The organism is Embleya sp. NPDC059213 (assembly GCF_042754445.1).
In the GTDB taxonomy this organism is placed as follows: Bacteria; Actinomycetota; Actinomycetes; order Streptomycetales; family Streptomycetaceae; genus Embleya.
In genome coordinates, this window is the sequence record NZ_JBHZAV010000123.1 from 13,517 (window position 1) to 27,646 (window position 14,130).

At 68.7% G+C, this 14,130-nt stretch carries 12 protein-coding genes; 6 read left to right on the top strand and 6 right to left on the bottom strand.

The annotated features are described in order from the left end of the window. Positions 1-173 precede the first annotated feature (173 nt). Positions 174-521: a VOC family protein gene (locus tag ACFXMF_RS33505; protein ID WP_360313564.1), complete on the bottom strand. Its 348-nt coding sequence runs from the start codon at positions 519-521 to the stop codon at positions 174-176. A gap of 342 nt (positions 522-863) precedes the next feature. Here ACFXMF_RS33505 and ACFXMF_RS33510 point away from each other — a divergent pair, with 342 nt between their 5' ends. After that, a complete protein-coding gene (locus tag ACFXMF_RS33510) occupies positions 864-1,136 on the top strand; it encodes a helix-turn-helix domain-containing protein (protein ID WP_379988216.1) in 273 nt (90 codons plus the stop codon). A 135-nt stretch (positions 1,137-1,271) separates the two neighbouring features. On the opposite strand, the gene ACFXMF_RS33515 is transcribed toward ACFXMF_RS33510, so the two are convergent. From ACFXMF_RS33515 to ACFXMF_RS33535, 5 genes are all read right to left on the bottom strand, one after another. Then, on the bottom strand, positions 1,272-2,384 hold the full coding sequence (locus ACFXMF_RS33515; protein WP_379988217.1) for a tetratricopeptide repeat protein: 1,113 nt from the start codon (positions 2,382-2,384) through the stop codon (positions 1,272-1,274). After that, positions 2,381-3,676 carry an MFS transporter gene (locus ACFXMF_RS33520; protein WP_379988218.1) on the bottom strand — a complete coding sequence of 432 codons (1,296 nt, stop codon included), beginning with the start codon at positions 3,674-3,676 and terminating at the stop codon, positions 2,381-2,383. The genes ACFXMF_RS33515 and ACFXMF_RS33520 overlap by 4 nt, the downstream gene beginning before the upstream one ends. Beyond that, positions 3,673-5,484, bottom strand: coding sequence for an HEXXH motif domain-containing protein (locus ACFXMF_RS33525; RefSeq protein ID WP_379988219.1), 1,812 nt, complete (start codon positions 5,482-5,484; stop codon positions 3,673-3,675). Before ACFXMF_RS33525 ends, ACFXMF_RS33520 begins: the two co-directional genes overlap by 4 nt. Then, entirely contained in the window at positions 5,481-6,695 is a 1,215-nt protein-coding gene (locus ACFXMF_RS33530) for an FxsB family cyclophane-forming radical SAM/SPASM peptide maturase (protein ID WP_379988220.1), read from the bottom strand. The genes ACFXMF_RS33525 and ACFXMF_RS33530 overlap by 4 nt, the downstream gene beginning before the upstream one ends. Positions 6,696-6,799: 104 nt before the next feature. Beyond that, positions 6,800-6,976 (bottom strand): hypothetical protein, encoded by a 177-nt coding sequence (locus ACFXMF_RS33535; RefSeq protein ID WP_360313552.1) that lies wholly within the window; start codon positions 6,974-6,976, stop codon positions 6,800-6,802. A gap of 1,653 nt (positions 6,977-8,629) precedes the next feature. Here ACFXMF_RS33535 and ACFXMF_RS33540 point away from each other — a divergent pair. The 5 genes from ACFXMF_RS33540 to ACFXMF_RS33560 all read left to right on the top strand — a co-directional run bounded on the left by ACFXMF_RS33540 (position 8,630) and on the right by ACFXMF_RS33560 (position 13,872). Next, positions 8,630-8,764 (top strand): lasso RiPP family leader peptide-containing protein, encoded by a 135-nt coding sequence (locus ACFXMF_RS33540; protein ID WP_379988221.1) that lies wholly within the window; start codon positions 8,630-8,632, stop codon positions 8,762-8,764. A gap of 16 nt (positions 8,765-8,780) precedes the next feature. Beyond that, positions 8,781-10,682, top strand: coding sequence for an asparagine synthase-related protein (locus ACFXMF_RS33545; protein WP_379988222.1), 1,902 nt, complete (start codon positions 8,781-8,783; stop codon positions 10,680-10,682). Then, complete coding sequence (locus ACFXMF_RS33550) at positions 10,679-10,936, top strand: lasso peptide biosynthesis PqqD family chaperone (RefSeq protein WP_379988223.1); 258 nt, start codon at positions 10,679-10,681, stop codon at positions 10,934-10,936. The genes ACFXMF_RS33545 and ACFXMF_RS33550 overlap by 4 nt, the downstream gene beginning before the upstream one ends. After that, the gene (locus ACFXMF_RS33555) at positions 10,933-11,352 is read left to right on the top strand and encodes a lasso peptide biosynthesis B2 protein (RefSeq protein WP_360313544.1); all 420 of its coding nucleotides are present in this window, start codon (positions 10,933-10,935) and stop codon (positions 11,350-11,352) included. The genes ACFXMF_RS33550 and ACFXMF_RS33555 overlap by 4 nt, the downstream gene beginning before the upstream one ends. Positions 11,353-13,452: 2,100 nt before the next feature. Then, positions 13,453-13,872 carry a hypothetical protein gene (locus ACFXMF_RS33560; RefSeq protein WP_379988224.1) on the top strand — a complete coding sequence of 140 codons (420 nt, stop codon included), beginning with the start codon at positions 13,453-13,455 and terminating at the stop codon, positions 13,870-13,872. The last annotated feature ends 258 nt before the right edge of the window (positions 13,873-14,130 follow it).

The window sequence follows — 14,130 nt, forward strand, 5'->3', positions numbered from 1 at the left end:
CGCCGCGTGCAGCCCAGCCACACAGGCAAGTCGCCGCTCGCCGGCGAGCGGCGCTACGCCCTTCCCTTGCGCTGGTCCCGGTCCCGGACCCTCGCGCCGCAGACCCGGGTAGATCGCCTCGGCGCGTTCACGGGTGGCGCGGGGCCGGGACTCAGGGGCGGCTCACCCACGACTCACCGGTGGCTCAGCACGTTGACAACTCGGCCGTTGGGGTCGCGGACGAAGAAGCGGCGTACTCCCCACTCCTCGTCCTGCAACGGGTGCACGATCTCCGCGCCGCTCGCCCGTACCGCCGCATGGACCGCGTCCACGTCGTCGACCTCGACGCTCACGTCGGGGACGACCGGCGCGGTCTTGTCGTGGGTCATGAAGGTGACCTGTGCCGTGGGATTGGAAGAGGAGGCGAGCGTCATCACCCAGCCCTGATTCATCACCTCCTCGAATCCGAGGAGACCGTAGAAGTCCCGACTCTCCGCCATGGCCTGTGATGGAAAATCGGGCATCACGCGGCGAATGGACATGGGCGACTCCTGGTGAGACAGGCCGGGGAGGGCAGCGAGGACTGCTCGCCGGCGGGCGGACATCGACAAGAGTGCCCGAAACCGCCTTCGCGGTCTTGGACGAATGGGAACGCCACGCCCAGCGGCCGACGGCAGTCCGTCCCGGGTTCACCGACCGATGGGCGAGGGCGAATCCGGAGGACTGCGCCGGGGGCTCGGGCGGGCTCTCGGTCCGGGCAGATCCTAGGGAGTACTGCGGCAGCAGGTCGACGGTGCCGAACCCCGCCTCGGCCCCGCCCCGGGCCGGGCGGCGAAGGGCCTCGTGGGCAGCCGGCTCGCCGACCCGGATCTCTCTCCCCGTCGATGTTGGCCCGTGAACTCGGCGTCTCCGTAGGGACGTTGCACCGGGCGTTCGCGGCGGCCGAGAAGAGCGTCGCCGGGTACATCCGCCACAGCAGGCTCGAACAGGCCCGGCTCGAACTCCGCACATCGACGACCCGGCCGAGCATCTCGGAACTCGCCGCCCACTGGCACTTCGCCGGAAGCAGCCACTTCACCCGAGCCTTCAGGAGCCAATACGGCCAAACCCCGACCGAGTTCGCGCGCCGAGCACCGGAAGCGGCTCGGCCTCGGTAGCGGAGACGGGAGCCGTGGCACGTGGGTGCGCGTCGTCGGGCTCGTGGCCCAGTATGCCGGCGCCGTGGCGAGCCACGCGCGGACCCCGTCCCGATGCCCGGTCAGGGCGCGCTCGGCCCGTCCGGTCGCGGGGTCCTACAGACGCACCGTGCCGTCGTGGCTGCCGCTTGCCAGGCGAGCCACCTGCGTTCGCGCGTACAGGGTGTGGGGCGCCCCGAGGTGGGCCGACCTCAGGTAGCACTCGCGTGCCTCGGCGACGCGGTCGGTTCGGGCCAGGAGGTCGGCGAGTCGGACGTGGACCTTGGCGTCGAGCTCGTCGTGCGCCACGAGGGCGCGGTAGTAGCGCTCGGCCGCGTCGATGTCGCCGGATTCCCAGGCGGCGCGTCCCCTGGTCTCAAGGAGCAGATGCATGTTCTCCGCGGCCGGAATGCCCTCGACCTGCCCGGGGTCGGCCGATGCCGCGACGGCGGTGACGGCGTTCTCCTCGGCGGCGTCGAGCATGTCCCGGGTCGAGCCGTGGTCTCCGTGGAGAAAGGGAACGAAGCTCAATCCCCGCCAGTACGCGCTGCGCAGGATCGCGCTCAACCGTGCCGGGTCCGTCGCCTCGAACAGTGCGGTGGCCCGTCGCCCCCAGTGGTCGACGGCGGCGATCTCGGACGCCGCGCGGGCGTGGCCGACGAGCAGATTGATCGCGGCACCGATTCTCGTGCTCGCCGGCAACGTCTCGTCATCGGTCAGTCGGGTGGTCGACTCCCGGATTCGCGTCGCCGCGCCCGTCGGGTCGACACCGATCCTCAGGAACGCGCTGTCGCGCACCTGTGCCAGGCGGCACACCTCGAGGTTCGACGGATCACCGTCGAGAGGATCGACGATCTCGGTGAGCAGTTGCCAGAACCCGAGCCGAGCGAGTACCCGCGCCACGCGCAGTTGTCGCGTCGACCCGAGCCCCGCCCAGTGGTCGAGTTGCTCGCACAGGAACGACCACGGATCGGATCGACCCTCGGGAGGACAATCCCTGGGATCCTCCAGGAAGGCGATCTCGGGCGCGTCGAGCGAGATGAGCGCCCGCAATGGGCCCGGCGTGGAGACCTGATAGGCCGGCAACGGGTGGTCGGTCGGCAGTCTTCGACCCAGGTCCGCGGTCGCACGGGCGTGAATCGGGCCGTAGTCGCTGCGCATGTCGTGGTATGCGGCCAGCAGTTCCCCAGCGCGCGTCGGGGGTGCGTCGGGTGCATGGGTGGGCGTCATCGAACCTCCCCACTCTCGACCGGTGTTGCCGCGTCGCCGCTTTCCGGACGTGGCGAGCCGGCGAATCCCGGTTCGTCCGCTTTGCGCGCGTGTCGAAGCAACATGCCGCCGACGAGCGCGAGAAGGGCCACGGTGACGGGCAGGGTCCAGGCCACGGTTCCCGTGCTCCACCCCGCCAACAGGTAGCCACCGAGGGCGGCGCCCAGCGGTATGGCACCGCTGGTGATCAGCGAGATGATTCCGATCACTCGGCCCAGCACTTCCGGCGGCACGAGATCGATTCGACTGAGCGTGTTCAGGACCGCGATCACGGTGCCCACCGCACCGACGGCGCACCAGGCGACGGCAAGTATGAACGGATTCGTGGTCAAGGCCATCGGCAGGAGCGCCACCACCCACGCCCAGAGCGCGACCGGATAGACCGAATACGGCGAAAAGCGTCGGGTGATCCAAGGCGCGGCCACGGCGCCCAGCGTGCCGCCGACCCCGGCCGCGGCCAGGACGACTCCGATCACCCAGCCCGGCCATCTCTCCTGCTGCGCCTGAACGATCAACAGGAGGATGGTCACCTGGAAGACGACGTTGGTCACTCCGGTCAGTACGGTCGAGACAGTGATGAAGCGGGAGCCGAGGACCCATGAGAACCCTGCTCGTACGCTGCTCCGGAAGGAATCCTCGGTGGCGGGGCGCGGTGATACCCGAGAGATCTTCTCGCTTCGAATGCCGGCGAGAAATCCGGCGGAGACGACGTAGGAAAGAAAATTGGCCGCGAACGGGAACCAACGGATCCAGCCGACCGACGCCGCGCCGGACAAGCGCCCCAGGAGAATCGCCGCAGGCTGCTCCATCTCGTACAGCGAGAACGCCGAAGCGTGCTGGGCCTCCGGGACGACGTCACGGATGGCCGCTACCTCGGCAAGGCTGAAGTAGGAGAATATGACGCCCTCCAGGAGAGCGGCCGTCACCAGCACGGCAGGCAACGCGACCCCGTCGAACACTATCCACAGGGTCAGGGCGGCGGAGACGGTCGCCCCCAGCAACTGGCAGCGGAACATCGTCCTTTTGCGGTTCGCGTAGTCCGCGACGACGCCGGCGTGCACGTAGCACAGCAGTGTGGGAATCGATACGGCAAAGCTCACCCAGCCGGCCAGGACCGGCGAGCCCGAGATTTCGAGGGCAAGAATGGGATATGCCACTCGGGCCCCGAATGAACCGATCAACGAGAGGCCGTTCCCGCTCCACAGCAACAGGAAATCGCGATTGCGAACGACGCCGGCCGGTCCCCCGCTCACGGCTTCCCGCCGGTGGACAGCCACAGCACGAGGTCCGTGGGTCGAACGTCGAATCCCGCTGTTGAGCCCGCGGCGTAGAGTTGGGCCACGAGTTCGCCGCGCTCCATCAGGGCCGAGACCTCGGCGGCCGTGCGTGTTCGTTGCAACGTGAGCGCGAGGCCGGCCCAGGACTGTCCCGACATCGGGTTCGCCGCTATCTCCTGCGCATAGAGTTCCTCGGCTGCGGCGTAGTCGGCGTTCGCATAGGCCAGGTCCGCTTTCGGACAGTCCCGGAAGATGTCGTCGTGCCCGCGTCCCGGCGAGGCGTCGCTCAGAATTTTGAGGTAGGTGGGCAGCAGGCGACTTCGCTGTCGGAGCTCGTCGTGGGGGACCACGAGACGACTCGGCGGAAGTTCGACGCTCCGTTCGACTCCGGACGTCCACAGCGAACCGAGGGAGGCGAGGGCGTCGGCATGCACGCGACGATTGCGTACGCACCACGCCACCCGGTGAACGGACGCCGAATCATGGGCGATCTCCTCGGCGACGTCGGACACTTCTTCCCGAAGCCAGGGTGCGAGGGTGGTCGAAGCAGCCTCGACGAATACCGACCCGTGTTCCGTGAGGAGGCCCGAGCCCCGCAGTTCGGCGATCGCACGTTCCACCTGCGTCCGCCATCGAGCGAACTCCACCCGCGCCAGCTCGGATTCGGGGCGCCGCATCCGATCGACGCGCCAGAATTCCGTGACGCCGAGATGGGCGTACGTGCCTTGGAGCAGCGCACCGATCGGACGCGGGTCGTCGCGCCACGGGGCATAGAATTTCGCCTCGGACCTGTCCGGACACAGCTCCACGAAGTCGGTCAGGGCGCCCAGTTTCGCGTGCTGGAACTCGTGGACGAGGGTCAACGCCATTTGATGGCCGCCGTGCGGCGACGTCGCCGATATACAACCGAAGGCATCGCTCGACGTACTGCTCACCCCGGATATCACCGGTTCCGCCGAAAGTGGTACAAGTGATCGGAAGGCGATGGAAATGGGCGTGGCGTAGGCCGGGTAGTCCCGCTCCATTAATCGCCAGGCGAAGGCCAGCGTCTCGCTCCATCGGACAGTTTGTTGCGCCGACAATCGAGGCGGGTTTCGCACCCCCTCGCGCCGAAGGTACGGGTCGCTCAGGTCACGGAACGGGTCGAGATCGTCGATAACGACGTCGAAGGAATCCCGACCCCGAAGCTCGATTCTTGCCGACGGCGCCCAGTCGTCCCGGTCTCCGGCGTCGAGATCGGTGATCCGCAGAGATTCGGACCGAAATTCGATCTCCAGCGAGGAATCCTCGTGCCAATGCAGGACGCCCGTCCCACTCGAGCCTCCCGGGGCGACGCGCGCGAGTCCCAGCATGGGCAACATGACGTTGCCGTCACGCACCACTACGGGTATCGAGGCGGGAATGCCGGCTCTGATTGCGGCTGCCGAGGCCAGCCAGCCGAGATATCCCAGATCCGGCCACATCGTGCCGTCCGCGGGAGGTGCCTCGGCGCGGAGACGGCGCATACAGGAGGCCAACCAGGCTCCGGTGGTGGGATGGAGGAGTTGACTCCGGGTGATCTCCGGTCGATCCCTGTCGAGCGTGGTCAGTAGCTGGTAGGCGTGCTCGAAACCCGATTTGTGCGCATCCTGCGGATGCGTTCCGCGGATCTCCTCCGCCAGAGCCGCGAGCATGGCGATCCGTTTTGTAGTCTGCCCGGCGAGAAGTGCCTGGACGAGCGTTCTTCCACCGTATCCGGAGCCCAGTTCAGCAACTCCGGATTCCATTTCCTTGATACATTTCATGAATCCCCCGGAACGACCCAAGGCGACAGTTCGGAGCCGACGCGTCGCAGAATATGTGAGATCAGTTTCAGGAGGTCCGGGCAGTAGACGGACGGGTTCAGAAACCCCGATCCGCCCGACCCCTCCTTGAATCGATGTGTGTACTGTCCGCCTCCGCAGACGAGCCCTATGGGACATTTCCTGCACACCGGGCTCAGCGCGTCGACACCTGTCTGCCTGGCCACGATCGCCGGGTGTCGCAGGGCCTCGGACAGTGGGTCCCGGCGAGCCCGTAACCCGAGTTCAGTGGCTCCCGGGAAGGTCGACTTGAGCGCGTCGACCTGTTCGATACTGCCGTCGGTCTCCACCACCGCCAATCGGACCGGAGCCAGACCGACGGTCTCCGAGGCGACCTCGCCGCCCAGCATGGTTTCGATGATGTCGGCGAACAGCCGGATGCGCGGCGCTCCCTCGGCGCCGTACCACACATCGAAAACCGAGATCAGCCAGTCGGCGTATGGGGTGAGCTGCGGATCGTCGCCCCTGGCCGGGGGTGGGCCGCTCCAATTTCCGTGTGGGAGCAAGAAATCGATCGCCGGCGGATCGAAGCTCGCCAGGCTCAGGTAGGTACCGACCGGGTCGTGTGCCACGTCGATGACCGAGAGAATCCCGGAGAACAGGCTTCGATGCTCCGGCCGGCGGAGAATTTCAAGTCCGCTTTCGACATCGACGTAGCTGCCCTTTCCGTTCCGGTATTTTCGGTGCCGGTCGTGGTCGGCTGCCCGCCCGTCGACACTGACCCCTACCTTTATGTGCCAGCGACGAAGGATGCGCAGGAATTCCTCGTCCAACAGCACGCCATTGGTCTGGATGCCCAGACGCACTTCCGCGAGCGGGGCCAGGTGCTCGTGCAGCTTCATGGCGATGGCGTTCAGTGTGCGATGTCCCACAAGGAGCGGCTCGCCACCGTGCAGCACGACACCGACGGCGGGTATCGCATGTGTCGCGATGTGTTCGGAAATACTCCGGCACGTGGATTCGACGGTTTCGACGGACATGGTCCCGGGCTGGGCGCGCCAGCTTTGATCCGCCATTTCATACATGTAGCAATAGTCGCAGGCGAGATTGCAGCGACTGTGTATCTTGAGAATGAACTCGTTGAACGGAAGCGGTTTTCGAAGTCGATCGTTTCCCGCTCCGGATTCCGTCGGCAGGTATCGCGAGGTGTTCATTTCCCCCACTCGAAACACTTCATGCTTCTTGTGGAGCGAGTGGGCCTCGGAAGTCTGGGCAGCATGCCCGCTCCGAGGCCCACCCGATCCGCAACGAGGTCGATCTAGAGATCGGCGTCTATGAAGGAACCGAAACCGCAACTCTTCGAGCCGCGGCCGAGATACGTGCGCTCCAGCGCCTGCCGCAACGCCGGGCCGGCGTTTTCCAACAGGCTGTCCAGCTCGGTCTGCGCCAGTCCGGCGAGGCTCGGATTGTCGGTATTTCTAATGTTCTCGTTCATGGTTCCCTCCTTGCGTCGGAGTCCACTACGGCACGCGAGGGGACCCCCACGTGTTTTCGACGATTTCGAATTCGTCGAATCGGAACACTAACCTTCGAGCGCAAGCACCGTCAAGACAATCACTCACGCAAAGAATGGAAGAGCCGCACTCCGTTTGTGTGCAGCGTTTCCCGAAGCCCGTGAAACGAAAAGCGAGTCGCGCGCGTTCCGCTTTCCCGAAGCGTACTTCTTGAAGAGGGTTTCACCCATGGCTTCGGATGTGGTTCCAAGTTCAGCTATCAGACCGATTCGGGGGGTTTCCGAATGCGCCGTCCGCATGCAAGAGCGATTACACAGAGGTCGATCACGGCTTCGGAATGTAGAACACTCCAGGTGTCTACGATGACTTTTCCGCGTCTTTGTCACAGGTTCTGAACGCAGGCGGCACCGGCACGACCGCCCGGATCACGAGGGCCCTGAGGGCTGCCGACGATGGATCGTGATCCCGACGTGGAGGCACGGACCGGTGCCACGAACCGATCTCTGCCCGGACACCGTGCCGAGGAACGGGCCTTGCGACGAACCGGGTGCATGTCGCACAGGTGCCCACCGACGGGTGCCGACGCGCCGTGGTGGAAAGGGAGTTCGGGCCGGCGCTCGCTGCGGACGGGCTCAGCGGTTGAGCGCCTCGTGGGACGGGTCGGGCTGCCGGCCCGGCGCCCCGCACGTCCTCGGCCGCGCGCACGGCCGAGACCCGGGACCCCGGATCGCTCGTGTGGCCGCACGACGCCCCCTTCAACACGACACTGCGCACGATGACAGGCACATGGGAGGCCCCCAAGCCGTCCTGACCCTGCGCGAGCGAGCAGGACTTCCACCGCAAGCCGCTGTTCACGACGGCCCCTGCGACTGTTCGCGACCACGTCCGGCCCGCTGACGCTTGGGGAGATCGCCGCCGCCGTCGGCGCGGATCCCGTCCACGACCTGGTGCCGCCGGCCTTCGCCCTCGACATGCACACCGAGATCGGCATGCTGATCGGGGACCCCGACGCCATGCCCGGTCGGACGTCCGGGATCCCCGTCGACGCGTTCAGCCTGGGGGGTGAACCCGGAGCCCGGGCGTTTCCGAGTACGGGTGTGGAGGGTCCGGCGGGGACGCCCGATCGTCCACGGCGGCAGACTCCTCTCGCGCAGCACGAGGTACGGCCCGGGAGTCCTGCGCTTCGGATATCGCCCGTCGGGCCGGAAGGGGACGATGTCGGTTTCGCGGGTCGCGGGATGTCGGCGGCCGGCGGGTCGTCCGGAGCGCGTGGGGCGACGATCGTGCGGCCGTCGTCCGGTACGCCGGGTTCGGAGCGCACGATCCGGGCCTTGAGACGGAGAGGGTATGTGCCACACCCGGGGTGTTCCGGACGAAACCGCGACAACCCCAGGCCGGACGCCCGCAGCCCCGGCCCGGACGGCCACGAGACGTTCTCACCCCGCCTGCAACACCCCACCCAACATCACCGCCCACATACCAACCACCACTGCGAATTCGCACAAAGCAATGCAGAAATGCATCAACGACGAAATGCGCTAAATGTACCTATATTGTAAGTTGGTTATGCAATCGTTTTTGCTCGGACGGCCCGTCTTGGCTTCGGGCTCCGGGCAGTTCGGAAGGAGCCGGTCATGGAGCGATACGAGAATGCGACGGAGCAGCAGGTGTACGTGGCGCCCGAGGTGGTGGAGGTCGGCGGGTTCGCCGAAGTAACCCTCGGCCAGCAGGGGGACCTCCTGGAGTTCATCCTGGAACGAACGGCCTGATCGGACCGTGTCAGCCGTGTCCAGGCGGGCGGGCGAGGATCCGGGCCCAGAACGCGAGAGGCCGTTGTCGGTCGAGGCAGGGTTCGTCGTGTTGCCGGACTGTGACAACGCGGCAGCCGCGGCCCGGATCCTGGTCGCGGACGGTGGGCGCGTGCTGGCACACGCGTCGGGACGGCCGTGGCTGGTCGGCCGCCGCCTTTCCGGCACCTTGACGACGGCCGCGGTCGGACGCACCCGGCTGGCATTGATCGGTCACTGCCCGCTCGACGCCGGCGAAGCGGAGCGGGCCCTGGCCCGGACCCGCGACGCGGCCGGGCTCGACGCCCTGGCCCGGCGGCTTCCCGGCAGCGCCCATCTCGTGGCCTCCCTCGACGGCCACGTCCGCGTCCAGGGAACCCTCTCGGGGACCCGGGCGGTCTTCCATGCCGACGTTCACGGCACACCGGTGGCCTCGGACCGGCCGGCGACTCTGGCCGGACTGACCGGCGCCGGCGTGGACGAAGAGGCGCTGGCGCTGCGTCTGCTCACCCCCTTCGCACCCCACCCGCTGAGCCCGCGCCCGGTATGGCGGGGAGTACGGCAGGTCCCCGAGGACTGCTGGCTGCTGCTCGCCCCCGACGGCACCGTCCGCATCACGCGCTGGTGGCACCCGCCCCCGGCGGAACTGACCCTCCAGGAGGGCGCCGCTCGGATGCGCGAGGCCCTGAGCGAGGCGGTCCGCACCCGCGTCTCCGCCGCGGCGGACGGCATCACGAGCAGCGACCTGTCCGGCGGCATGGACTCGGGCACGCTGACCTGCCTCGCCGCCGACAGCCACCCGGGAACCCTACTGACCGTTCGCGCCCCCCAACTGGACCCCGGCGGGGACGACATGGCCTTCGCCCGTCACCTCGGCGACCGACTCCCGGGAGCCACACACCTGTTGCTCGACCACGAGCAGGCGCCGACGATGTACGCCGACCTGGACCGCCCCGGCGGCTTCGTCCTGCGCGACGGCCCCCCGGCGTGGGTACGGGCAGGCGCCTGGTTCGCCGACATCATCCACCAGGTCGCCACCCGGGGATCCCACCTGCACCTGTGCGGGCACGGCGGCGACGAACTCTTCACTCCGTCGCCTGCGTACCTGCACACCCTGGCCCGCTCCCACCCCCTCCTCGCCCTGCGGCACGCCCGCGGGCATGGCGCCCTCGCCCACTGGCCCCCGCACGCCACAGCCCGCGCCCTGGCCGACTCACGCACCTTCCCCGCCTGGCTCGACGACAGCGCCCGGCACCTGACCGCCCCGGCACCCCCGCCGTTCCGCCCCGCCCTGGGATGGACACCCCCACTGCGCATGCCCGGCTGGGCCACCCCGGAGGCGGTGCGCACCGTCCGCGCCCACACCCACCGGGTCGCTGCCGAACACCCCGTACCCCTGGCCCCGGACCGGGGGACCCACAGCACCCTGGAGCGAGTACGGCAGGCCGGAGCCGCCATCCGCTACGCAGCCCGGCTCACGGCCGCGCACGGCATCGACTTCGCCGCACCGTACCTGGACGACCGCGTGATCGAATCCGCACTGGCCGTACGTCCCGACCACCGCAGCACCCCCGACCGCTACAAACCCCTTCTCGCCGAAGCCATGCGCGGCCTGGCGCCCGACGAACTCCTCGGCCGCGCAACGAAAGGCGAATACGGAGAAGACGCCTACAACGGGCTGCGCCGCCACCGCGCCACCTTGCTCAGCCTCTTCGAACACTCCGCCCTGGCCGACCGCGGCCTGATCGACGACACCGCCGTACGCGCCACCCTGCTCGGCGACCATCCCACCGTCCGCCCGCTCAACGCCCTGGAACCCACCCTGGCCTGCGAACTCTGGCTCCGTGAGCTGCCCCTCCCACACCGGCCGCCGCTCGCCGCCACCCAAGGAGCGCCGTGACGTTCGCCCTCAGACCCAACGTGATCCCGACCCCCACCGAACACGGCACCGTGCTCCTCGACGAGCGCCGCGGCCGCTACTTCCAACTCAACCCCACCGGCACCCTGGTCCTGGGAGCCCTCCTGAACGGCGCCACCGCCCACCAGGCCGCCGCACTCCTCAGCGACCGCTACAGCATCACCCTCGAACAGGCCGCAGCCGACGTCACGGCCCTGCTCGACAGCCTGCGCAAGAAAAAGCTGGCCACCCCATGACCACCCCGAGCGCCCTCGAAGAACGCCACCCCCTGACCTGGCGCCGGAGCGTCGCCGCCCGCCTGGCCGTCGCCGCAGCCCACGTACTCGCCGCCCTCCCACCCCGAAGCATCCGCACCACCCTGCTCCTGGCCCGCACCGGCGCCACCCCGGCCACCTCCACCCAGGCCCGGGTCGCCCGCGACGCCGTCGTCGCCGTCAGCCTCCGCTGCGCCGGGCGGGGCTGCCTGCAACGCTCCCTGGCCACCACACTGCTGTGCCGCCTCGGCGGCACCTGGCCGACCTGGTGCACCGGTGTACGCACCAGCCCCTTCCGCGCCCACGCCTGGGTGGAAGCCGACGGCGCCCCCATCGGCGAACTCGAACCCACCGGCTACTACCACCTCACACTCAGCGTCCCCCCGCGCCCGCGATGACCCCGGTCGCGGCCGGTGTCGCTCGATCCGATCGACCGGTCCCGCCGGGCACGCGAGAACGAAACACATCCGGTGCCTCCGAGTCGTCCCCGAGGCAACGGGTCCACCCACGTTCATGCCCACCCGCGGCCGACGCCGCCCCCGCTTCGACCCCGCGGCGTTGCTCACCGACGACGCGTGGGAACGCTCCGCCTGGGACACGACCGCGCTCGACGTCGACGCCCTGGACGACGTCCACGCCCGATTCGCGATCTCCCTGCGCGTCCCCGACGTCCACCACCTCCTCGAACCCGACCGAGGCCACGGCCGCACACTCTGGCTGGGCGACACCGCCGGCACCTCCTGGGCCGTCGTCCGCACCCCCCGACCGGGTGAGCGCCGACGTCGACCGGTTCGGGCCTCGCGACCTGACGCGGGAGGTCCACGACGCCCTGGTGGCGTGGGAACAGGTCCAACGGCCCAGGCTCTGGAACTTCCACGCCACCGTCACCCCCCCCACGAAACCACCCACCGGGTCGGCCGCACCGACCGACCCTTCGCCCGAGACCCCGACCCGAACGGCCGATAGAACCACCGACGCGGTGCAGCGGCGGCGGAGGCCGCGAAGTCGGTGGCGGTCCCGACTCACCGGGCGGGCGGTGGGGCCGGTCGCTTCGCCCGTTGCCGTCGTCCTGTCGGGAATCCGCCTCCTACGTCCCGAACGCCGATCGGCGGCGAGGTGGCGGTTCGTTCATCGTTGTGTCGTGGCGCGGTTCGATGCCGCGGGCGCGGTTTTCTGCGGGCTGTGTCGAACGAGCCCGGCAGTACCTGGGGCGCCTGGTGCGCACCGCCGCCGAGGGCACCCCGCAACTCCTGCTGCGCTACCGCTCCGTCCACGCCCAGATCACCCACCTGACCGCCCCCGACCGTGACGGAACCGGCCCCCGCCACGGTCGGAAGGGCCCCACCGAACCCGGGAAGCCGTCCACGAGCGCCCCCACGACACTGCGGTGGACCGGAACGCCCCGCTCCGACGGGTCGGGCTGTCCCATGTCATCGAACCTTGAGCGATGTCGTCGAACCTCGACGGGCGCGGTTTCGTGTCATCGAAGGCTGATCACGCCTGAGTAGAGGCTTGCCGGGCGCCTCGAGCGCAGGCCGGAACTGTCGTGGCCGTGGAGTTGAGGAAGGGAATGTACGACCAGGCGGCACGGTGAATGCCCCTGCCGCAATGTCGCGGCAGGGGCCTTCAAGGCCGGCGGGATTCGGATGCTCTGGTCCTCGAAGACCTGCGTCGAGGGCTACCTCGCCGGATTCGTGGAGCCGAGTACCCGGTTGCGACACATCAGCATTCGTAGGCGTATTCCGCCCGGCCCTTAGTCGAGTTCCAGGTGAATGTGGTGGACCTGCCGGCCCCGACGCTCTGGCAGGCAGGGTCCCAATCGCCGGAGACGGTGAGGTTGGCCGTGTGGTTGCATATGTTCTTCACCTGTGCCCTGCCGTTGGCGTTGCTGGTCAACGAGGCACAGCCGGAGAACGACGCAACAGAAGCGGTTCCGGACGGCGCGGCGGATGCCCCAGGGCCTGCCGCCACCGCGGAGGCTGCGCCGCTCGCGGCGAGAGTTCCCGCCGCGATGGTCATGGCCAGGGGCGTCAGGATTTTGCGAGCACGCGACATCTGTGTGGTGTCCTTTCGACGTGATCCTGTGGCGGATCTCCGATGGAGATGGTGACTGCTTCCGGGCTGGTCATGACGCCCGTCTCGGTCGGGGCGCCGCTCTCACGCCCCGGCCGACGCGGTCTACCGTGCGGCTGCGGCCACTGGCGGTTCGGGCCGCAGCGGGAGCCGGCAGGCGAACAGCGGTTCCACCGTGCGAAACACATGTTTCGTGGGTTTCCCTTCTCCTCGGGTCGATCCCTTCACCGTGCCCGCCGGCGTGCTTGGCGGCACGAGGTCGGCCTTCCGGGCCGTGCTGTTCGCCTCGGAACAGATCGTGGCAGCGAGGCCCTCCGGGGCCGAAACCCTTTCGGCCGTCGCCGAAGTGCCTGTCGCAAAAGCGCCTTGGCGCGGTCCGAGGCGGGCGGAAAGGATGACCTTCGGATCACCCGGGAGGACATCGCGTGCTGCGCATCAAGCTCACGTCGGAAGACTTGGTCAGGACTCGGATCGCCGCCACCTGGGGCCCACTCGGCGAGACGTTCTTCTCCCTGACCACCCTGCAACAACGCCAGGGAGAAGCTCTGTTCGGTGAGTGGCGCCGGAGAGTGCACGCCGGGTCGGCCGCTCGAACGCATCCGGCTTCCGCCCTCTTCCACGAGGCGTTCCTGGATCTGTTCACCGTCACGGGAGCCTCGACCTCGATCGAGGAAGGGCTCGACGCGATGCGTGCGGCCCGAGCGGACCACCTGCACACCGAACTCGCCGGAGCGGTCGACTCGGTCGTGGCCGCCCCGCTCGGCGCGGCGATGACCGAACGCCTCGGCGCCCGGGTGAGCATGCCGACCGGCAGTCGAGGCCCGGCCGGGCCGGCCATGCACTGACCCACCAACCGCCCGCTCCGCCGCGGACACGCCACACGCGGCACGGACGGGCACGGCTTCCGTCCACACGGAAGGTGAGTCGTCGTAGTGGAGGCCGCCGTACGTGGTGGCCGCCGCGCACGATGACCGACGGCATGGTCGCCGCTCCGGGTGCCGCCGTCGGCCCGCCGGTCCTTCGACAGTCTCGGGAACCCGGTACGGCGGGCCGCCACCGCCACGCCCGTACCCGCCAGGATCAGGGCGAGCGCAATCCATGGC